Here is a 21389-nt window from a genome sequence, read left to right as displayed (position 1 = left end):
GGGTCTATATTGATCGCTTACACTACAATCGGCCAATGCCAAAGATAAATAGAGTATGACCATTTTCCAAGGGCATGAGTTACACTATTGTTTACAAGTTTAGATTCACCATTATTAGAAACAAGTACTATACAAGCCCCAATAATTGGTAACAAAGATGCGTAACCGGGCCATGGAGTGGCAGATGTGTAAATAACAAACGAGCTTACTATCAAAAGTAAACCTAATAATTGCAAGGGGCTTTTTACACTATCTTTTAGCTGGATGGGATAAAGGAATACCAGACCGCCGGCTAACATTTGCCATGCTCTTGTTGGAAGCAAAAAATATGCGGCACTGCTTGATTTCATGGTTACTAAAACTGAAAGGATAAAGGCTAAAATAGTCCCAGCTACAAGAGCTAATTTTAATTGGTTCAGCGTTAGAAATTTCCTCAAAAAAACTAAAGCGATTGGGTAAATAAGATAAAACTGCCATTCAACGGAAAGGCTCCAAGTGTGTAAAAGCCACTTTTCATTAGAAGACGAGTCAAAGTAATTGGATTCAGTCCAATAAACCATATTGGATAAAAACGTCAAACTAGCAGCAGAGTGTTTCCCTAAATTTAAATAGTCTATTGGTGAAAGTAGAAATAGACCTAAAAACATGAGCACGAAGCAAAGAAACGCTAAAGCAGGAATAATTCGTCTAACCCGCGCCTTATAGAACGATAATGTTGAGAAAGTTTCTTTTTCTAAACCTTTTATTATGATCATGGTCATTAAAAAGCCAGAAATAACGAAAAAGACGTCTACACCTGCGAAACCGCCAGGTAGCCAGTCATGATTGAAATGAAATATAACGACAGAAGCCACAGCAATTGCTCGTAGCGCATTTATATCTTCCCTGAACTTCATTTGCATTTACTTCTTATGATTGAGGAATTTTAAACGGTTAAGCACAGCGTGCTTCTCTTATTGCTATTGTCTTATAGAATTCATTATTAGTCGAGCGCATTAGACTTTAGTTCAGATATTGCGAAAGGCTGATATTCATAATATATGCAAGCTTACAGCCAACTTTATATGCTTGTTCCAATACAACTGTCATCTGTTTTGTTTAAACTAATCAAACTGATTCCTTAAATGATCACAGAAAAAAGCAATACAACTAGTTGCACTAATTTGGTGATGCTTCGTTTTTTCTGCTCGATAATTATCATTTAACCGATTTATACCTCCCTTGATTTCTCTTTACAGACTAAGTAAAACCATATTCAATATCTTTTATTCAGTACTGTGCGAAATTATTTTGTGTATCTGAATCTAGTTCATACTAAACTTACGAAAAACTCAGGTAACGTAGGCTAATAGGGAAATTATTGATGTCACATGTGTGTGTTGTCGGCACAAGAGGGGTACCTAACTTTGTTGGCGGTGTGGAAACAATTTGTCAAAAGCTGTATCCATTGATACTTAAAGAAAACCCTTCATATAAAGTTACCGTTATCACTAGGTTGCCCTATAAACAGCAAGAAAGCTACCAATACGAAAAAGTTGATATAAAAGTAATAAAGGCGCTCAAAATCTCTGGGTTTGAAACTTTTTTTCATACGTTTGTCGCTTTGTGTTATGCCCGTATCTTCATTCACCCTAAAATTATGCATCTTCATGGAATAGGTCCTGGCTTCTTTAGTTTGTTCTCGCGGCTATTAGGGTTCAAAACGGTGGTCACACACCATTCGCCTGACTATAAACGGCCTAAATGGAAATGGTATGCCAAGCTAATACTGAAATTAGGGGAGTTGTGTACTGTTCTGTTTGCTTCACGAATTATTTGCGTAAGCGCTTCGGTAAAAGAAGAGTTAGATGCCCGCTTTCCGTTTTTATTACAAAAACGCTTAGTTATTCGTAATGCTGGCTCACTCAATACCTTGACCGCTGGAACCGAGCAAGATGCGCTTTTGAAGGCGTTAGGTTTAAAACCAAAACAATATATTTTAGCGGTCGGAAGGTTAGACGCAACAAAAGGCTTTGATAACCTTATAGATGCTTACCTAGCAATGAATCCTACTAAATTAAAGCTGGTCATTGTAGGCGATAATTATATCGCTAATGATTACGTTAAAAAGATTATTCAGTTTAGAAGCGTGAATATTATATTTGCAGGTGCTCATACTGGTGCCAATTTGGCTACTGTTTACCAAAATGCTGCACTTCTAGTGAATCCCTCATATATGGAGGGGTATTGCCTAGTAGTAGCTGAAGCTTTGTCGGCCAACACACCTATAGTGGCCAGTGATATACCAGCCCACCGTGAGTTCAAACTCAATGAAGAAAGCTATGTTAAAAAGGGCGACGTGCTCGCGCTTACTGCAAAACTAAATGCTGAAGATTATTCGATTTACAGAAGTAAATCGGCTGAATTTCTACAATCGAATAATACATGGGAGGCAAACGCCCACGAACACCTTAATTTATTCAACTCAATGCTGTAGTAACGTTTGTCGCAAAAATTGCCAATATTCGTTAGCAATCGCCTCTATGGAAAAATCTTCAGCTCGTTTCCTAGCTTTTTCAGCGAAATTGGCGCGAATACGTTCTTCGCTGTACAGGTTAAAGGCTCGAGTTAATTCTGAGGTGTTATTCAATGGTGCTAATAAGCCGTGTTTGGCTTCTGTGAGTTTATCACTCGTATATTGTGGATTTTCGTTTAGTATTTCGGCAGGGCCAGAAGGGCAGTTTGTCATTATTACTGGTAAACCTAAAACCATGGCCTCTACAAGCGCATTGGGAAAACCTTCATTCAATGATGCAGAAACATAATATTTTGCTTTTGATACAATGGCGAAGGGGTTTTCAGCATACCCAAGTAGTAACACTTTCTGCTTCGCATTTTTAAGTAAAATGTAATTTTCTATTTCTTCCTTTTGCTCACCTTCTCCTAAAATACATAGGGGAGCGCTCTCGTTCGATGCCAAGTAAGCATCTATCAGACCTTTTACGTTTTTGCTTGGGGTTAGTCTTCCAGTACTAATAACAAAAGAGCTAGGCAATTCAAATTCAGGTTCCATTTTTGAATGTTTTTCAATTTGTGAAATATTGTAGGGGTTAAATATGGTTGTGGCTTTGGTAGCTGGAACGCTGAAGTTTTCAACAAGATCACTTGTTACGCCAGTTGAAACGCCAATTACAGCGTCGGCAAGGCGATAGGTCAATTTAGGCAATATACCCGCCAAAAACCGCTTCATGTTTTTAAACTGCCCGTCTAGATGACTACTTAAATGCATGCGTTCACATAAAACGACCTTCCTGTTTTTAGAAGTCAATTTAAGTGCAGCGTTCACGACATTAGCCCTAACCAGAAAACTCACGCATAAATCAGGTTTACACTCGCGCTGAAGGCGCATTAAATTAATAAAGCTACGAACTAAACCTCTTTTACTTTCTAATTGATGTAGCGTGATATTATCAGGAAGAGCGCGAACGATGGGCTCATCATCTAGAAGGGCAACATGTACATCGAACTCAGAGTAGAACGCAGGTTTACTCAATAAATTTACCAGTGCCCTTTCTGCGCCACCATACCCAATAGAATTTATAACAAACAAAACTCTCTTCACTAAACTTCCTTTTTATTATGGATTTTGACAGCAAACGTCCATGCTTGATGCAGCATTTTCTGGGGGAGTCTATTTAACAATTATTCGTTTTCTTATAAGGATACCCATAGAGAATATCATAATTAACCAAGTACTTGGCGAATCCACCCTTACCGCACTAACACTTGCCAGCGTAAACGCTAGCGTTGAATCAATATTACGTTCAAAACCGCCAACATCAGGATAAAAGCTCTCGTATACGTTAAACGTTCCTGAACCTCGTTGGTTGTCATCAGTAAAATCTGTATCTTCCCAGAAAAACGATTGCGAGAAGTCGGGTTGTTTGTCGAACAGTTCAGTTTCTTCGCTGAATACCAGAAAGTCATTAATTAAATCGAAGAAATAAATGCTTAAATCGTAGGTTAAGTTTGTTTCACCCTGGGGTGTTGTTTCTGTAAACCTAGCAAAATCGCTAAAATATTCGCCATCACCAATAGGGCCGCCGTCATAATACGGCCCGTTATACATTTCAATGTGCTCCTCAGGAAAGAAGTCATCCTCAAATGCGTTGTAAATACCTTGATTGGCAAGACTGTATGTTTCACTCCCCAGGTTTAATTGGGAAGTTAGTACGGGTAATCCAGACTCAACTTGCCCCCACCAGTACCAGCTGGTTTCCAGTCTGCCTCTTACTTCGTTAGAAAGATCTAATGTGAACGAACCGCTTACAGGCTGGCCAAGTAAAGTAGCTTCGTCGAAAAACGTGGCTTCATAATTTTCAACACTAGAAACTAAGCCTGTGAAATTGAATTGCATGAACGCGGAATGCGCGTTGTAGGAAGTAAATAATAAGAGTACAGCTAATATCTTGGTGTGCATAAAAGCTCCTTTTTACACAATGCGAGTTAAGGCTTGGGTAGGAATTGGTACTGCTTAACCATACTGCGCTTTAATAATAAGCTTTGTATGAAATTTGTTCTATGGTTTATTTAACCAATCTAAAAACTACCTAAAGTCTTGTTTGCCACCAAAGTAACCCCGCATTCAACAACTTTTATTCTAGCTTGGTACAAAAATCTGCCAATATCAGCCATATAGGGTAGCGGTTATGTCTATCAGTCGTGTAAACTGTCGCCTTTATTCAGGCAAGCCACACTTTAACGCACTATATTTAGCCTTTACGGATTTAATCTATTACAAGATTTAGCCTAATTACAGGGCAATGCATAGCGCATCGTGGTTATCCAGTCATCATGTCAATTGAGGAAAACATGGAGCTTGACGCTATTATCAATCAGGCAAAAGAACTGATTGACGCTGCACAAGATGCAGCCACACTAGACCAAGTTAGGGTCGAATTCATGGGTAAGAAAGGTAAACTTACCGACTTACTTAAAGGGCTTGGGAAGCTTTCTAACGAAGAGCGCCCAGCGGCTGGTCAAAAAATTAACGTGGCCAAACAGCAAATTCAACAAGCTATTTCTGCAAAAGGCGAAGCCCTGCGCAGTGAAGAGCTAAACAAGAAGCTTGCTGAAGAAGCCATTGATGTAACGTTACCTGGCCGTACTGAAGCGCCGGGCAACTTGCATCCGGTTAGCCGTACCATTGCGCGTATTGAATCGTTCTTTGGCGAGTTGGGTTTTGCGGTTAAAACCGGCCCTGAAATTGAAGATGGTTTTCATAACTTCGATGCCTTGAACATTCCGGCTAATCACCCAGCGCGTGCCGATCACGACACCTTCTATTTTAATCCAGACATGATGCTGCGTACCCAAACATCGGGTGTTCAAATTCGTACTATGGAAGCTGAACAGCCGCCGCTACGTATTATTTCACCTGGGCGCGTTTATCGTAACGATTACGATCAAACCCATACGCCTATGTTCCATCAGGTTGAAGGCTTGATGGTAGACAAAAACGTTAGCTTTACCGACCTTAAAGGTATATTGCACGACTTCTTGCATCACTTCTTTGAAGAGTCGCTTGAAGTGCGTTTTCGTCCGTCTTACTTCCCGTTTACTGAGCCTTCAGCAGAAGTAGATGTAATGGGTAAAAACGGTCAGTGGTTAGAAGTATTAGGTTGCGGAATGGTGCACCCAAATGTACTTAAGGCCGTAAACATCGACCCTGAAGAATACACTGGCTTTGCCTTTGGTATGGGCGTAGAGCGTTTAACCATGTTGCGCTATGGCGTGAATGATTTGCGTTCGTTTTTTGAAAACGATCTTCGTTTCCTTAAACAGTTCAACTAAGGCAGAGAGTAAGCATGAAATTCAGTGAAAAGTGGTTAAGAGAATGGGTTAACCCTGCTTTGTCGGCTAACGAACTGTCTGAACAGTTAAGCATGGCTGGCCTTGAAGTTGATGGTGTTGAACCTGTTGCAGGCGAATTTAGCGGCGTATTAGTAGGTGAGGTGGTTGAATGTGGCCAGCACCCGAATGCCGATAAATTACGTGTTACTAAAGTAAACGTAGGTGACGGTGAGCTTCGCGACATTGTTTGCGGTGCCCCGAATTGCCGTGAAGGCATTAAAGTAGCCGTTGCTGTTGTAGGCGCGGTACTGCCTGGTAACTTTAAAATTAAAAAAGCAAAACTACGCGGCGAACCTTCTATGGGTATGTTGTGTAGTTTTTCTGAGCTAGGCATTAGCGACGATCACGACGGCATTATTGAATTGCCAGCCGATGCCCCAGTAGGCACGAACATTCGTGAATACCTAGACCTAGACGATACCTCTATTGAAGTAGATTTAACCCCTAACCGAGCAGACTGCTTGGGTATTCGTGGTATTGCCCGCGAAGTAGGCGTGTTGAACAACTTAGATGTATGCGAGCCGGCTATTAGCCCTGTGGCAGCCACTATTGACGATAGCATAGCTATTAACTTAAGCGCGCCAGAAGCGTGCCCACGTTATGTAGGTCGTGTGCTTCGTAACGTTAATGTAGCAGCCGCTACGCCGCTATGGTTAAGCGAAAAGCTTCGCCGCTGTGGTATTCGTAGCATCGACCCTATTGTAGATGTCACCAACTTTATCTTGTTAGAGCTTGGCCAGCCTATGCACGCGTTTAACCTTGCTGCTATTGAAGGCAGCGTAAACGTGCGTATGGCGAATAAGGGTGAAACCCTTACGTTGCTAGATGAAACCGAAGCTAAGCTTAACGACGATACTTTGGTGATTGCCGACGACAACAAAGCCCTTGCTATGGCGGGTATTTTTGGTGGTTTACATTCAGGTGTAAACACAGAAACCAAAGATATTTTGCTAGAAAGTGCGTTCTTTAGCCGCGATGCCATTATGGGCCGTGCACGTCAGTATGGTTTACATACCGATGCGTCGCACCGCTACGAGCGTGGCGTAGACTCACAGCTTCAACGTAACGCTATGGAGCGTGCTACTGCCCTTATCTTAGATATTTGTGGTGGTGAAGCAGGGCCGGTTGTTGAAGCCTGTGAAGAAGACAAATTGCCTAAGCAGGCCAGTGTTTTATTACGACGTGATCGTTTAGCCCGCGTGTTGGGTATAACCATTGATGATGCTCAAGTGCTTGAAATGCTTGAACGTCTTGGTTTAGACGTTGTCCAAACCAATGAAGGTTGGGAAGCGAAGGCGCCAAGCTATCGTTTCGACATTGCTATTGAAGAAGACCTAATAGAAGAAGTAGCGCGTGTGTATGGCTATAACAACATTCCACATGTTGCGCCAACCGCTGCATTGTCTATGTTGCCTTCTCAAGAAGCGGTGTTGCCGATTAACACCATGAAGTCGTTATTATTAAGCCGTGGCTATAATGAAGCGATTACATATTCGTTTGTCGACCCTAAAATTCAAAGTGCACTATTTCCTGATGCGAAAAGCATGGTATTGCCGCATCCTATTTCGTCAGACATGTCTGTGATGCGTGTTAGCTTGTGGCCTGGGTTACTAGGTGCAACGGCTTACAACCAAAAGCGTCAGCAGGGCAGAGTACGTTTGTTTGAAACTGGATTACGCTTTATTCCTCAACAAGATACGCCTAATGGTGTATTGCAACAGCAGGTTATTGGTGGTGTAGTAGCAGGGCGTCGTAACGAAGAACACTGGGACTTAGGCGACAACCCAGTAGATTTCTTTGATGCAAAAGCAGATGTAGAGGCATTACTGGCCTTAACGGGTAAAACCGGTGAGTTTAGTTTTGTAAGTGCCCAGCATAGTGCGTTGCATCCGGGTATGACTGCAAAAATTTTGCTTAATGATGAAGAAGTTGGCTATATTGGTGCTATACATCCACAGTTTACAAAATTGTTGGGTGTTAATGGTCGGGTATTTGTGTTCGAGCTTGAAGTGGAAGCTGTTGTCGCACGTAAATTACCGTCTGCCGCGCCTGTATCGCGCTTCCCATCGAACCGCCGTGATATTGCTATTACGGTGAAAGATGAAGTGAGTGTAGGAAATATTCTTTCTTACATAGAAGAAATTGGCGTAAATCAACTAGTTGGCTTAAACTTGTTTGACGTGTACAAAGGCAAGGGAATTGAACCTGGTTACAAGAGCCTTGCTTTGTCACTTCACTTACAAGATCCGGAAAAAACCTTGGAAGAAGCTGAAATTCAGCAGGCTGTAGATACTGTGGTTAAAGGTCTGGAATCTGAGTTTGAGGCCGCGTTAAGAGAGTAAACTATGGCATTGACCAAAGCCGAGATGGCTGAACACCTATTCGAAAAGTTAGGCATTAACAAGCGTGATGCTAAAGATCTGGTAGAGCTTTTTTTCGAAGAGATAAAAGGCGCTTTAGAAGCTGGTGAGCAAGTAAAACTGTCAGGTTTTGGCAACTTTGACTTGCGTGATAAAAACGAACGTCCGGGCCGGAACCCTAAAACCGGTGAAGACATTCCTATTAAAGCGCGCCGAGTGGTAACGTTCCGCCCGGGTCAGAAATTGAAGAGTCGCGTAGAAAACTCTTCGCCTATCGACCAGTAATCTACCGGTCGTTACAATACTGATAAAAGAGCGGGGTAACTCGCTCTTTTTTGTATTGCCTATTAAAAGCCAGTAACCTTGTTGCTGCGTTTCATTTCATTTTGTCTGGAGGAAAGTGTGGCTAAAGCGCTTCTGATTATTGTTGCTGTTATCACGTGTATTGTTTTTGCCATTGCGGGTTGGTTTGTTTATTTGGCAGAAGATACTAATCAGCGCGATCAAGCGTCGGCGCAAGTTCCAGTTATTACCCTAATGGAAATTCTACACGCCAGTGATTTGCAAGCTGGGGTGAAAGAAGCGGTTAAAAACGGCGATAAAGACGCCATTAATCAGTGGATGGAACAAGCGCAAGTAGTGGCTGAAGCAGGCCACTTAGCGCAAACTCACATAGAATATTTAGATTCGCAGCAAGCCTATGATTATGTAGTGTTTAACGCTAAGCGTCAGCTGTTTAACGAAGCGTTTGAAGCGCGTTATTATGCGCTAGAAGATATGGGTAATTTAAAAGACGAATACCCAGAGGCGTACGACTTGTTCGAACGTACCGAAGCTTTACTTGAAAAGCGCGATGCGATTATTGTTCAAATGGCACAAGCTTTGTCGGGCACTAACCCACCAAGTGACGCGGCGTTGGGCGAAGCTAAACAACGCTGGCTGGCACGTGCCGAAGGTGACTCGCTGTCGCTGACCATAGATGAGCCCCAATCAAATCAAAAGTAAAGCCAAAGAAATTGAACCCAAAGCAAGTAGACCTAAAAAATAAACGATAAGCGTAATGTCATTAACACCCGCATAACGGGCTAAAATACCAAGCGAAGCGCAGCGAGTGTTAATGCGTTTGTTATGCGCAATTTGCTACAATTGTAGCGCATTGCTACAATGTGATGGTGAACTATTAGGAGGCATGTTATGGCAACAGCGAGCGTAAGACTAGACCAGAATTTAGTTGAGAAAGCGACCATTATGGGAAAAGCATTAAACCGAACTATGCCAAAACAGATTGAGCATTGGGCAAAGATAGGCGAAATGATGGAAGATAATCCTGATTTACCATACGAATTCGTAAAACAGGCAATTATTTCCAAAGCGGAAAAAGAGGCAGGAAAGTTAGAGCCTTACGATTTTGGCTAAGATTACCAGTGTCTTACAGACAGCTAATTTCAAGAGAGCAGTAAAGAAGTTACATCAGAACCAGAAAAAAGACTTGGATAAAGCTGTAAAGGAACTGATGGACGATCCTCTACTAGGAGAGCAAAAAAAAGGCGACCTAGCCTTTCTTCGCGTGTACAAGTTCAAGATGGTTAAACAGTTAACCTTACTCGGTTACAGCTACGAAGATGGCACTGTAATACTTGAATTGATAGCACTTGGCTCTCATGAAAACTTTTACCGCGATGTTAAAAAATTATTCTGACCAATTGCGTATAACAATAAGCTTATTGTTTTACTTTGCTAGTCGGCGGCAATCTGGGCAGTCTTAGCTTGCGTTAAGTTAATGATGCATTGCGGGGGGATTTCTAGCTCTAAACCCCGCTTACCTGCACTTACGTAAATCATTTCGTGTGCTAATGCGCTTTCATGCAACACGGTTGCTAGGCGTTTTTTCTGCCCTAATGGGCTTACTCCACCTAATAAATAGCCAGTACTGGCAACCACGGTGTCGCTAGGTGCCATGGTAATTTTTTTAACCCCAAGTACCTTTGCCAGCTTTTTTTCGCTTAGCGTGGTGTTTACGGGCACCAAGGCTACGGCTAATTTACTGGCTTCATCACTTACAATCAGTGTTTTAAATACCGTGTTAGGGTCAAGATCTAGCTTATCGGCGGCTTCTAATCCATAAGAGGGCGCCTTACTGTCGTGGTCGTACTTTAAAATAGTATGCGCAATACGCTTTTTCTTTAACAGAGTAATAGCAGGAGTCATCGCGTTATCCTTCTTCCTTTATCCTTCGTCCTTTGGGTACCATTGTCGTAAGTGAATAAGTTCACTTGGCAGTAACGGGGTAGCGGCTTGTGTGGCGTAGTCGCTAAAGCCCGCTTTAAAAAAGGGTGATAGCGGGTGGCCTGATTGAGCGCCGGGCAGGGTTAGAATGGCATCATCTAAATGCCCTGGGCTAACAAAAAAGCGTTCTGATGCGCCGAACGTCGATGATTGAACGGCTGGCATATAAGTATCCCCAAAGCCTTCAACAGTATCCATATTTAGTTTATGCCCTACAAAAGGAATTTGCGCGGCAAACGGATGCTTTACCGTAAGCGCGTTAACACTGCCCCAACGTAAGTCTTCCATATTGGCTTCAATAGGGGAGTGCTCATCTAATAGCGTGTGTTTGGCGCGGCGATAGGCATCAACCAGTAGATCATCGAAAGATTCAGTACCTTCTGGCAGCCAGCTATCGGGCTGAGTGTGAATGAGTTGCCATACCGCAGGCTCGATGCCGCGAAGTAACGAACGGCTTTGTACGCCTTGGTCATCAATGCTAGACAGTATTTTACCAAACAGTTGGCTTACCACCTCTTTACGAAAATGCTTTACTAGCGTGTAACCTACAGAGTCTTCGCACGCGCATTCACCCCATTTACGCAGATAGGCAAGGTCGGCCTTAAATTCAATATTGTCGTTTAATAACAAACCCGATAGCAGCTGCTGCCACGGCAGCAAAAATTGCGCGTGGTTATCTAACTGAATGGCGTAAAAATCGTTTTCGTTAAAAGAGTCTTTTTCAAATAAGCGATCTCTTATTTGCTGGCCTCTGGCACCAAGGGCATAACCACCATCACCCAGTCTTGCTATGTCATTGGCGGAAATTACCCGCGCATTGGCGGTCCATATTCTGTTGCTGCTTGGGTTTTTTACTACCGGAAGGTTAGTCGTGCGTGAGGGGGCTATTGGTGCAACGGTACTTTCGTCAATGGCGGTAAACGAAGCTTGCTCTCTGTTCATTACTGCGCCGCCGGGTAACCATGCAGCGCTACCAGCATCATCGACTATCACCATGTTTTGGGTAGGAATGGCAATCTCTTTGCCTACGGCAATAGCATCGTCTACGGTATTCGCGGTGCCCATATCAACAATGGTAAGGTTTACTGCAAAAGGATGATGTGCCACCCAGTTTAATGCGTAACGCTTACCATTAACGAGTTTTACAGGGCCGTACTCGCTAAGCGCTAGAGTATAGGTATGCGATACCTCTTTGCTTACTATGACTTCATCTACCATATGGGTAGGCGTGTCGTCGGCAAGGGCTATCCAATCAAGGTTATCTAGGTTGGCATTCGTGAAGCCCCACGCTACCTTGTTGTTCGTACCAACTATTACGCCAGGTAATCCAGGCAGTGACACCCCTGTTACCGACACGTTAGCCACTGATGAGTTTATGCCTGATACAGCAAGGCTATCATACCCTTCGCTTACGGGGGCTCGGGGCGTGTCTTTATAATTCAGCTGTGTGCGATACCAAATAATAGGTACACGCAAACCTAGGTGCATGTCGTTAGCCAGTAAACCGCTTCCTGTTGCCGTAAGGTTTCCGGTAACCGCCCAGTTATTGCTGCCTATATCGGGCAGCTCTTCAGCGTTGTATGACTGTAGCGCAGTTTCAGCGGTAATTGGGGGGACCGAATCACCAATGCCGTCACTAGGTTTTGGGGCCTGCTCAGAAGCGCTAGACTCAGAAGGGCTGATTTCAGAAGGGCTAGGCTCAGACGGGATAGAATCAGAAGAAGCTGGCTCTGGTAATGCAGGCTCTGGTAATACAGGCTCTGGTAATTCAGGCTCTGGTAATAAAGGATAAGGCGGTACGTCGGCATGGTAAAGCGCCAGCTCACTGCCATCCAAAGCGGCTTGATAACGGCTGGGCTGGGTAATGAAGTTATATATCGGCGTGCCGTAGGTTTCTTTTAGTGCGGTGCGCGCTAAATCAATTTCAATTTGCCCGCCTTGTAAATCTAAATACATGCTGTAGGCCACCAAAATACTGTCGGTGGGTTGCCAAGGTGATAGCGTTAACCCGGCTGCAATGTATTCGAAGGGCGGCACGGTATATTCGTCTAGCGCAGCATTTACGCCATGCGAGTAACTTACCAGCAATTGCTTTTGCGTTAATGGTAGGCTGTCGAAAACTTTTACAGCGCGTTTTGAAAACTGGTGAAAGCGGGCGTTTTTATCTATCTCTAGCGCCACATCGCCTACCCATTCTGATAAGCGGCCCGATGCACTTCTTCGTTGTAAGTCCATTTGAAAGAAGCGGTCTTGGCCGTGGGCAAAGCCTAGGGCATATGCGGCATCGAATTTATCTTGTGCATTTATTACCGCATGGCCCATATTGTCGCGGGCGAGGGTAGCGGGCGCAGTAATACGAGACGTGGCATGATTGCCGTCTAATGTAGGTAAACTTAGGTGCAACGCCATATACACGCCACCTAGTGCTAAAACGACTAATGCAATTGCACCTAAAACCAACCACTTAATCCAATTTAACACGTGTATTACTCCATTTTTTTCTCTATCCTAACCACACTATCTACAAATTTGAAGTGATGTTTTATGACACGTTTGCGAGAAACACTATGGGCCCGTTAATGCTTGATTGTCAGGCAGAGCGTTTATTGCCTGAAGAGAGAGAAAAATTAGCACATCCTGTGGTGGGCGGCGTCATACTATTTAGCCGTAATTATTACGATTGCGAGCAACTTACTCAGTTAGTAAAAGAAATTCGAGAAAGTGCCAAAAAGCCTTTATTAATAGCGGTAGATCACGAAGGGGGCAGGGTTCAACGCTTTCGTGAAGGTTTTACCAAGTTACCTGCTATGGGTAAGTTATCGGGGTTGGTACAGGCGAAAGCGGCAGGAAAAGATATTCACTGGGCTGATTTACCGGAAATAGAGCCAGAAGTAGAAGAGACAATAGTCAACGATGCCACGCTAGAACTGGCTAAAGCCTGCGGTACCATTATGGCTCATGAGCTAAAACAGATAGACATCGATTTTAGTTTTGCCCCTGTGCTTGATATCAACGGGGTATCGAAAGTGATTGGCGACAGAGCCTTCGCTGAAACCGCAGAAAAGGTGATCCCCTTAGCCTCGGCGCTAATTGAAGGTTTACAGGTTGCCAATATGCCAGCCATTGGAAAGCACTTTCCTGGGCATGGCAGTGTGGCCCCAGATTCTCACGTGGCATTACCTGTAGACGAAAGACCGCTTGAAGAAATTAAACAAACTGATATGGTTGTTTTTGAAAGATTAATTTCTAAACAGTTGCTAGATGGCGTAATGCCAGCGCACGTTATTTATTCTCAAGTTGATAGCAAGCCAGCCGGTTTTTCCGAGCACTGGTTACAAAAAATATTAAAGCAAGACTTGGGTTTTAACGGTGCAGTGTTCTCTGATGACCTGTCTATGCACGGTGCCAGTGTTGCCGGCAATTATGTCGATCGTGCCATGGCTGCATTATCGGCAGGTTGCCATATGGTATTGGCATGTAATAACCCGAAAGGGGCAGAATCTATTTTAGATGCGCTGCCTCATTCAACAGATTCTTTCGAGGCTTTAACCTCACTTTACGGGCGCAAACCAGCTGTGCATGCCAGTGCAGCTTATAAAAACGCATTAAAGGTGTTGTCGCGCTATGGAACCGGTTAAACCGAAACTAATAATAATATCCTTGGTTAGCGCAGTTGCTCTGTATGGAGTGCTGTTGTTTTCAGGCTTGTCACATATTATGGCCATTAGTGCGGCCATTACTGTGCTGGTGGCCATGTTGTGGGTAACCGAAGCGCTGCATATTGCTTTACCCGCACTCATTCCTTTCTTCGCCTTTCCTATGGCGGGGGTTATTAGCTATCAAGAAGCCGCATCGGCATTAGGTAACCACGTTATCTTGTTGCTGATGGGGGCGTTTATGTTGTCTAAGTCGCTAGAAAAATCTGGCGTACATAAACGTTTAGCGGTGTACCTTATTCAGCTAACCGGTGCAAACAGTGCCCGCAGGCTGGTATTCGGCTTTATGTTTACCTCTGCCATATTAAGCATGTGGATTTCAAATACCGCCACCACACTTATGCTGCTTCCTATTGCCCTTGCCATTATTCATGCATCTAATTCGCCTAAGCTGGGTGTCGCCGTGTTACTGGGTATTGCTTACGCTGCTAGTGTGGGCGGTGTAGGTACTCCTATTGGTACGCCACCCAATATTATTTTTATGAGTGTGTATCAGCAAACTACGGGCACAGAAATTAGTTTTATTGACTGGATGAAAACCGGAGTGCCTATTGTATTGGTAGCATTGCCCTTAATGGCATTGTGGTTAACTCGGCATTTAAAGGGAGTGAAAACCGGTGGGCTTCCCGATGTTGGCCCTTGGCGAAGCGCAGAAGCACGGGTGCTGTTAGTCTTTACTTTAGTGGCGATGGCGTGGGTATTTAGGCCTTATTGGACAGCGTGGTTCGGTATGGACTTCGTGGGAGACAGCACCATTGCGTTAGCGGGTGTGGTGCTAATGTGTATTATTCCCAATGGCGAGCGTGAAGTTACTCCTTCTGGCAGCAAACAAGGTTGCTTACTTGACTGGAATACCGCGCAGCAAATTCCATGGGGAATGCTGTTGGTGTTTGCTGGGGGCATTTGTTTGGCCCAAGCGTTTACTGCGTCGGGCTTAAGTGAATTACTAGGGCAGGGATTAACGGGCTTAGCGGTGTTACCCTTGTTCTTATTGGTGTTAGTGCTGTGCTTGTCGGTAAGCTTTGTAACAGAAATTACATCAAATACGGCTACTGCTACCTTATTAATGCCCATTTTAGCCAGCGCGGCGGTGGCTATAGATGTAGACCCGCTTATTCTCATGATGCCAGCAGCCATTAGTGCAAGCTGCGCGTTTATGATGCCGGTGGCAACACCCGTCAACGCCATTGTGTATAGCAGTGGTGAACTTACGGTGAAAACCATGGTGCGCGAGGGCGTAGTACTAAATATTATTGTGGCGTTTGTGGTTACCGCTGGTGTGCTATTAACGCGAACTTAGCTTCTTAGCCGTGCAAGGCATGGATGAGTTAACATTTAGTAGGTCGGTTTTAAACCGTATTGCATAAGCCGCAAAGTGTGCGGCTAGACACTTAAGCCGCAATTAAACGGCGACTTCATCGAACCCTGCTTCGGCATTTAAAAAGCGGGCGAAGGTAAATAAGTAATCAGACAGCCTGTTTAAGTAAGCAGGCACTACGGCGGGTACATCGTAGTGCTTGGTTAGCACTATAACGGCTCGTTCTGCACGTCTGCACACTGCACGACATACATGGCTTTGTGCAGCCGCTTTGCTGCCACCAGGCAGTACAAACGTGGTTTGGGGGCCCAAAGTGGCTGTCATTTTATCAATATCACTTTCCAGCTTAACCACATCATCTTGCGTAAGAGTAGAGCTGGCTGAAATAGCAAAGCCTGCTTGAAACAAGTTGCGCTGAATAGTGTAAATGTCTTCTTTCAACTGCACGGCTACCATGGAAGCCAATAGCCCTAAGTGGCTGTTAAGTTCATCGATATCACCGTAGCTTTGTACTACCGCATCATCTTTTTCTACTCTTACTGGCTTATCGGCATATATTTGCGTACTGCCTTTGTCGCCCGAGCGGGTATAAATTTTCATGCTGGTATTAATCCTTGTTCTTACTCTTCAGGTGCGCTTGGGCGTTTGTAACGACGAATTTGAACCACCATGCCAAATAAGGGGTGATCAAAGTAATGAAGCTGGTTGCTGATTACCCGGCGCTGTTCGCTAAAGGGTAGTGATACCAATTGATATTCTGGCGTAGCGCTGGCGGAAACATTGCTGCTTTTGCTACTCATAGAGCTTGATGAGCTGGCTGCCGCTTGCCCTTTAACAGGAATAGGTTGGCGATAGAAAAGCTCGCTATCGATATGCAAATAAGGCACACGGTTTATGTATTTCAAAAATACTTTCATGTTGCCGTCTACTTTCCAAATAGGCGCACGAAATGCTGCGCTTATATTACTTTCGTCAGCGTCGTCGATAACATCGGCGTTATCTAACGCTAGTAAATCTTTAAATAAGATGGGTGCTGGACTAGCAAGCCGCGCATCTAAATCGTAAAAGAAGTCGCTTGTTATAGTTTCAGTGCTGGTGGCATTCAGCCCAAATGGCTGGCTGTTACCTTGGTTTTCATTTAACTCGCCAGTAGCACTAACGCTACTGGTGCCACTGGTTGTAACGTCTAGACTTTGGATTTTATCTTCTAAATTTTGATAGCTGTTTTCATCGAAGCTGCTGGAACCAGAGCTGTTTGAACCAGAGCTGTTTTCATCAAAGCTGTTTGAACCAGAACTGCCAGAGATTGACGCAGTGTTGCCAAAGCGTAGTGGTGGCTGCGGCGGGCGCTGAACGCCGTCTTGGTCAAACTCATCTGAAAAGTTGTTGCCAGCAAAAAGGCGAACGTTGAAAGCTTTATCTTTACCGAATTTTACAGGCTGACGCCAAGTAACATGTAATAAGCGAGTGAGATCGCGGTTTTGTCTAATTTGGCGCGATAACGACGCCATTTCTTGTGCGTTCTTCGTTAATAAATGGGCATGGCTAGCGTATGGCCAATCGCTACCTTCAGGGGTAATGGGCAGCTCTTTAGGTGCTGGTAAGCGGTTGTCTGGTCGATGAATATGCCATTTACTGTCGTAATAGCTCAACCAAGGCTTTTGCACTACGCAATACCGCTGGTTAGGTACCGTAACGGTTTCTGTTTCATCTAAACCTAGAAACTCAGTCCAATAGCCGGCTATTTCTTCTGCCGATAAGCCGTTATCTGATAAATCGTCATTTGATAACGTGTCGGTTGAAGCTTGGGTGCCCACTAATGAAGGGGAACCTAGCTCATTAGCAAAATTAGTTTGAGTAGACTGAAGTTGATATGAATCGGCTTCTTTAGATATTACTTTCGATGCCTGGTTTGTTGCTTGCGCATCCGTTTCACTTGAGGCGCTGGCAAAATAATCGAATTCTGGCCACTCAAGCGCATTGGTTTCACCACAAACCGCAATGCCTTGCTTTAGCATGCTAATGTCGGGGGTAATAACCGCGCCTATTACATCGGCATCGGTAGCCGGAACGGCTAATGAATCAGCTAAATCGAACTGTTCTTCAAGGGCAGACATTGCCACCTTTCTTTCAAAAACAATAACTTCAACATCGAACCACCAGTCGTCATTTGCCAACAACGGGGTAGAAGCCAATACAGCAAGTAGTGGGCTCCAACGAAAAAACCTCATGTTATCGCGACTCCTTTGCAAGGTCGGCAATGATATCGCTAATAAACGCAATACGCGCTTTTGCAGTATCAGTCTGTTTTACTAATCGTAGTTTCTGGCTGCCTTCAAATTTGAAGGTATTTGGCTTGGTTTGTACCAGCTTAATAATATAGCCAGGGTCAACCTTGGTGGTATCTGTAAACTCTATGGTACCGCCTTGTGATGACAAGTCTACTTTAAGCACGCCTATGGCTTCTGCTTTTATTTTTATTTCCGCTACTTCTACTAAGTTTTTCGCCGGTTCTGGTAATAAACCAAAGCGGTCGATACATTCTACTTGGAATTCGTCTATGTCGTCTTGGTTTTTACAGCTGGCTAAACGCTTGTATAGCGAAAGCCTGGTGTTTACATCGGCAATATAGTCATCTGGCAGTAGGGCAGGAATGCGAAGCTCTACTTCGGTGTGCCCTGCCATGGCATCGTCTAGCGAAGGTTCTTTACCTTCTTTCAGCGATGTAACCGCTCTATCTAGCATGTCCATGTAAAGGCTGAAACCTATGCTGGCAATTTGCCCAGATTGGTCGTCGCCTAATAATTCACCTGCACCACGAATTTCAAGGTCGTGGGTGGCTAGCGCAAAGCCTGCACCCAAGTCTTCCAATTTCGATATGGCGTCTAATCGCTTCGCCGCATCTTTGGTCATGCGTTTAGGGTGCGGAGTAAGCAAGTACGCGTAAGCCTGGTGGTGTGAACGACCCACACGGCCACGCAATTGGTGCAATTGGGCAAGGCCTAAATGATCGGCTCTGTCCATAATAATGGTATTGGCGCTTGGCACATCAATGCCGGTTTCAATGATGGTGGTACATACCAACACGTTGTAGCGCTGGTGGTAGAAGTCGCTCATCACACCTTCTAGTTCACGTTCGCGCATTTGGCCGTGGCCCATGGCAATTCGTGCTTCAGGTACAATTTCGGCAATTTCTTCAGCGGTTCTGGCAATGGTATCTACTTCGTTATGAAGGAAATAAACCTGCCCACCACGTAAAATTTCCCGCATTATCGCTTCGCGAATAGTGGCCTTGTTACGTTGCTGCACAAAGGTTTTAATCGATAAGCGTCTTGCTGGCGCAGTGGCGATTATCGATAAATCACGCATGCCCGACATGGCCATATTCAACGTTCGAGGAATTGGCGTAGCGGTAAGGGTAAGAATATCTACGTCGGCACGCAGCGATTTTAGCTTCTCTTTTTGGCGAACCCCGAAACGGTGCTCTTCATCGATGATCAGCAAGCCTAAATCTTTGAATTTAATATCGTTCGACAATAGCTTGTGCGTACCTACTACAATGTCTACTTTGCCTTCGCTAAGGCGCTGCATGGTTTCTTTCTGGCCCTTGGCGCTAATAAAGCGGCTCATCACTTCAATTTCAAACGGCCATGCGGCAAAGCGATCTTTAAAGTTTTCGTGATGCTGTTGGGCAAGTAGGGTGGTGGGCACCAAAATAGCGACTTGTTTGCCTTGGTTTGCAGCTAAAAATGCTGCGCGCATGGCCACTTCTGTTTTACCGAAGCCTACGTCGCCACATACCAGTCTATCCATTGCGTGCGGGCTGCCCATGTCGTGAATAACGGCAGCAATGGCTTGGGCTTGGTCTGGCGTTTCTTCAAACGGGAAGCTGTCGGCGAACTTTTGATATTCGTCCCATTCAATGTTGTACGCAAAGCCGGGTTTAGCGGCGCGTCGGGCGTATACATCAAGCAGTTCTGCGGCAACGTCGCGTACTTTTTCAGCCGCTTTTTGTTTTGCTTTGCTCCATGCATCAGAGCCTAACGAGTTAAGCGGTGCATGATCGGCATCGCCGCCGGTATAACGAGAAATAAAGTGTAACGACGCTACAGGCACATACAGCTTAGCTTGTTTGGCGTATTCAATGCATAAGTATTCGGTGGTTACACCGCCAGCATCAAGAGTTTGCATGCCAATATAACGGCCTACACCATGATCTAAATGTACCACGGGCTGGCCGGTGGTTAGCTCGGCCAAGTTACGAATAATGGCACTTTCGTCAGTGGCGGAGCGTTTGTCTCGGCGTCTGCGTTGGCTTACCTTATGACCTAATAGCTCGGTTTCGGTGATAAATAGCAGTTCGCCACTGTCACTTCGCCAGTTAAAGCTATTTTCAACCATGCCCACGGTAATACCGATGTTGTCGCTGGCACTAACAAAGGTATTGAACGATTCAGCCGCTTTAGGCTTGATACCCGCCTTTTGTAAAACGGTAAGTAGCCCTTCACGGCGGCCTTGGGTTTCAGCGCAAAACAGTACCTTGGCACCGCGCTTTTTGGCATTGTTCACCGTGGCAATTAATTGTTCTGCCGGTACTTTCTTTTGGGTGTTAATAGCAATGTCGTCAAGCTTATCGCAGCCTAAGTTAAAGCTGCCTGGCTTTTCTTCAATCACGTCTTTGGTCAAAGTTACCCGCGGCCACTGTTTAATTTCACCAAACAAGGTATTGATTGGTAAGAATAAGTCTTCAGGTGGCAGCAATGGCCTTGCTGGGTTGTATCTGTGCTGTTCGTAACGCTCTTGAATGTCTGCCCAGAAAAACTCGCTAGCATCTTGAACATCACCGTGTAGCAACAGCACACTTTTAGGGTGTAGGTAATCGAACAAGGTAGCGGTTTTATCAAAAAACAACGGCAAGTAATATTCAACACCACTAGGCATGGTGCCTTTAGTTACTTGAGAAAACACCGACTCTGAGGCGTTGTTGGCATTGAACTTTTCTAAAAAGCGCTGACGGAAAAGGGTGATAGATTCTTTATCGGTAGGGAATTCCCGTGCTGGTAGCAGCTTTATTTTTTCAACCGCATCGCCAGAGCGTTGGGTTTCGGTATCGAAAAAGCGAATTGAGTCTACTTCGTCATCGAACAAATCAATGCGAAATGGCTTGTCGCTGCCCATGGGGAATAAATCTATAATACTACCGCGCACCGAAAATTCACTGTGGCTCATCACCTGGCTAACGTGCAAATAGCCCGCTTGTTCTAAGTTGCGTCTGAATTGGTCTCTATCAAGGGTGTCTCCCTTGTTCAGCATCAACAGGTACTTAGCGAGGTAATCGGTAGGTGCCAAACGTTGCATTAACGTGTTTACTGGCACAATGAAAATGCCATTTACCTGCTGGGTGAAGCGGTACAAGGTTTCTAAGCGCTGCGAGACAATATCTTGATGCGGCGAAAACGAATCGTAGGGCAGGGTTTCCCAATCGGGGAACACTGTAATAGGTACGTTGGTTTCACCGCTTTTATCACCAGAGGCGCCGCCAGGCATAAAGAACGCCAGCTCTTTTTCTAGTTTTAGCGCCGATGGAGTGTCGGCGGTCACCAGCACAATAGGGCCATTGTATTGGGCTTGTGCTTGAGTAATGCACAGTGCGGCGCTGCTGCCTTGTAACTGACCCCATTGCTTGTGGTCTTGCACAGAGGCGGATTTTTTCTGGGTCGGCAAAGGCAAAGATAAAAGAGTTGCTGTCATGTCGTCCTATAAACTACTTATTCGGTTTAAGTGTGTTGCTGGGCTTTTGTATTCGAGCTTTGGTTT

At 44.7% G+C, this 21389-nt stretch carries 17 protein-coding genes; 9 read left to right on the top strand and 8 right to left on the bottom strand.

Features of this window, described 5'->3' with window-relative positions; genetic code table 11:
- Positions 1-17: 17 nt before the first annotated feature.
- Positions 18-902: an acyltransferase gene (locus C7Y69_RS18145; protein ID WP_260563684.1), complete on the bottom strand. Its 885-nt coding sequence runs from the start codon at positions 900-902 to the stop codon at positions 18-20.
- Positions 903-1363: 461 nt separating this feature from the next.
- Here C7Y69_RS18145 and C7Y69_RS18140 point away from each other — a divergent pair, with 461 nt between their 5' ends.
- Positions 1364-2476 (top strand): glycosyltransferase family 4 protein, encoded by a 1113-nt coding sequence (locus C7Y69_RS18140; RefSeq protein ID WP_126873717.1) that lies wholly within the window; start codon positions 1364-1366, stop codon positions 2474-2476.
- Here the strand turns inward: C7Y69_RS18140 and C7Y69_RS18135 are convergent.
- Positions 2465-3601, bottom strand: a complete 1137-nt coding sequence (locus tag C7Y69_RS18135) for a glycosyltransferase (RefSeq protein ID WP_126873716.1) — start codon at positions 3599-3601, stop codon at positions 2465-2467. The genes C7Y69_RS18140 and C7Y69_RS18135 overlap by 12 nt on opposite strands.
- Before the next feature lie 69 nt (positions 3602-3670).
- Positions 3671-4459, bottom strand: coding sequence for a hypothetical protein (locus C7Y69_RS18130; protein WP_126873715.1), 789 nt, complete (start codon positions 4457-4459; stop codon positions 3671-3673).
- Between the two features lie 392 nt (positions 4460-4851).
- Between C7Y69_RS18130 and pheS the strand changes: the two genes are divergently transcribed.
- From pheS to C7Y69_RS18100, 6 genes are all read left to right on the top strand, one after another.
- Positions 4852-5832 carry a phenylalanine--tRNA ligase subunit alpha gene (gene pheS, locus C7Y69_RS18125; protein WP_013784552.1) on the top strand — a complete coding sequence of 327 codons (981 nt, stop codon included), beginning with the start codon at positions 4852-4854 and terminating at the stop codon, positions 5830-5832.
- 14 nt (positions 5833-5846) lie between these two features.
- Positions 5847-8234 carry a phenylalanine--tRNA ligase subunit beta gene (gene pheT / locus C7Y69_RS18120; RefSeq protein WP_126873714.1) on the top strand — a complete coding sequence of 796 codons (2388 nt, stop codon included), beginning with the start codon at positions 5847-5849 and terminating at the stop codon, positions 8232-8234.
- A 3-nt stretch (positions 8235-8237) separates the two neighbouring features.
- Complete coding sequence (ihfA, locus tag C7Y69_RS18115; RefSeq protein ID WP_013784550.1) at positions 8238-8537, top strand: integration host factor subunit alpha; 300 nt, start codon at positions 8238-8240, stop codon at positions 8535-8537.
- A gap of 117 nt (positions 8538-8654) precedes the next feature.
- Positions 8655-9257, top strand: coding sequence for a hypothetical protein (locus tag C7Y69_RS18110; RefSeq protein ID WP_126873713.1), 603 nt, complete (start codon positions 8655-8657; stop codon positions 9255-9257).
- 189 nt (positions 9258-9446) lie between these two features.
- Entirely contained in the window at positions 9447-9668 is a 222-nt protein-coding gene (locus C7Y69_RS18105; RefSeq protein ID WP_013784548.1) for a TA system antitoxin ParD family protein, read from the top strand.
- On the top strand, positions 9661-9951 hold the full coding sequence (locus C7Y69_RS18100; protein WP_061997674.1) for a type II toxin-antitoxin system RelE/ParE family toxin: 291 nt from the start codon (positions 9661-9663) through the stop codon (positions 9949-9951). The genes C7Y69_RS18105 and C7Y69_RS18100 overlap by 8 nt, the downstream gene beginning before the upstream one ends.
- Positions 9952-9989: 38 nt before the next feature.
- Here C7Y69_RS18100 and ybaK read toward each other — a convergent pair whose 3' ends face one another.
- Positions 9990-10460, bottom strand: a complete 471-nt coding sequence (ybaK, locus tag C7Y69_RS18095; RefSeq protein WP_126873712.1) for a Cys-tRNA(Pro) deacylase — start codon at positions 10458-10460, stop codon at positions 9990-9992.
- Between the two features lie 18 nt (positions 10461-10478).
- A complete protein-coding gene (locus C7Y69_RS18090) occupies positions 10479-13019 on the bottom strand; it encodes a penicillin acylase family protein (RefSeq protein ID WP_126873711.1) in 2541 nt (846 codons plus the stop codon).
- A 98-nt stretch (positions 13020-13117) separates the two neighbouring features.
- On the opposite strand from C7Y69_RS18090, the gene nagZ reads away from it, so the two are divergent.
- Together nagZ and C7Y69_RS18080 are read left to right on the top strand one after the other, a co-directional pair.
- On the top strand, positions 13118-14176 hold the full coding sequence (gene nagZ / locus C7Y69_RS18085) for a beta-N-acetylhexosaminidase (protein WP_312847920.1): 1059 nt from the start codon (positions 13118-13120) through the stop codon (positions 14174-14176).
- Positions 14163-15554: an SLC13 family permease gene (locus C7Y69_RS18080; RefSeq protein ID WP_126873709.1), complete on the top strand. Its 1392-nt coding sequence runs from the start codon at positions 14163-14165 to the stop codon at positions 15552-15554. Before nagZ ends, C7Y69_RS18080 begins: the two co-directional genes overlap by 14 nt.
- Positions 15555-15656: 102 nt before the next feature.
- Here C7Y69_RS18080 and C7Y69_RS18075 read toward each other — a convergent pair whose 3' ends face one another.
- From C7Y69_RS18075 to mfd, 3 genes are read right to left on the bottom strand one after another with little or no spacing between them, the layout of a single operon-like run.
- Positions 15657-16172: a cob(I)yrinic acid a,c-diamide adenosyltransferase gene (locus C7Y69_RS18075; RefSeq protein ID WP_126873708.1), complete on the bottom strand. Its 516-nt coding sequence runs from the start codon at positions 16170-16172 to the stop codon at positions 15657-15659.
- A 20-nt stretch (positions 16173-16192) separates the two neighbouring features.
- Complete coding sequence (locus tag C7Y69_RS18070; RefSeq protein WP_126873707.1) at positions 16193-17803, bottom strand: CsiV family protein; 1611 nt, start codon at positions 17801-17803, stop codon at positions 16193-16195.
- Position 17804: 1 nt separating this feature from the next.
- Complete coding sequence (mfd, locus tag C7Y69_RS18065; protein ID WP_126873706.1) at positions 17805-21323, bottom strand: transcription-repair coupling factor; 3519 nt, start codon at positions 21321-21323, stop codon at positions 17805-17807.
- Positions 21324-21389: the final 66 nt, after the last annotated feature.

This window comes from Alteromonas sp. KS69 (assembly GCF_003989595.1).
Classification (GTDB): Bacteria; Pseudomonadota; Gammaproteobacteria; order Enterobacterales; family Alteromonadaceae; genus Alteromonas; species Alteromonas naphthalenivorans.
Note: the sequence above shows the minus strand (reverse complement) of the source record. Positions and strands in the feature narration are given on the sequence as shown.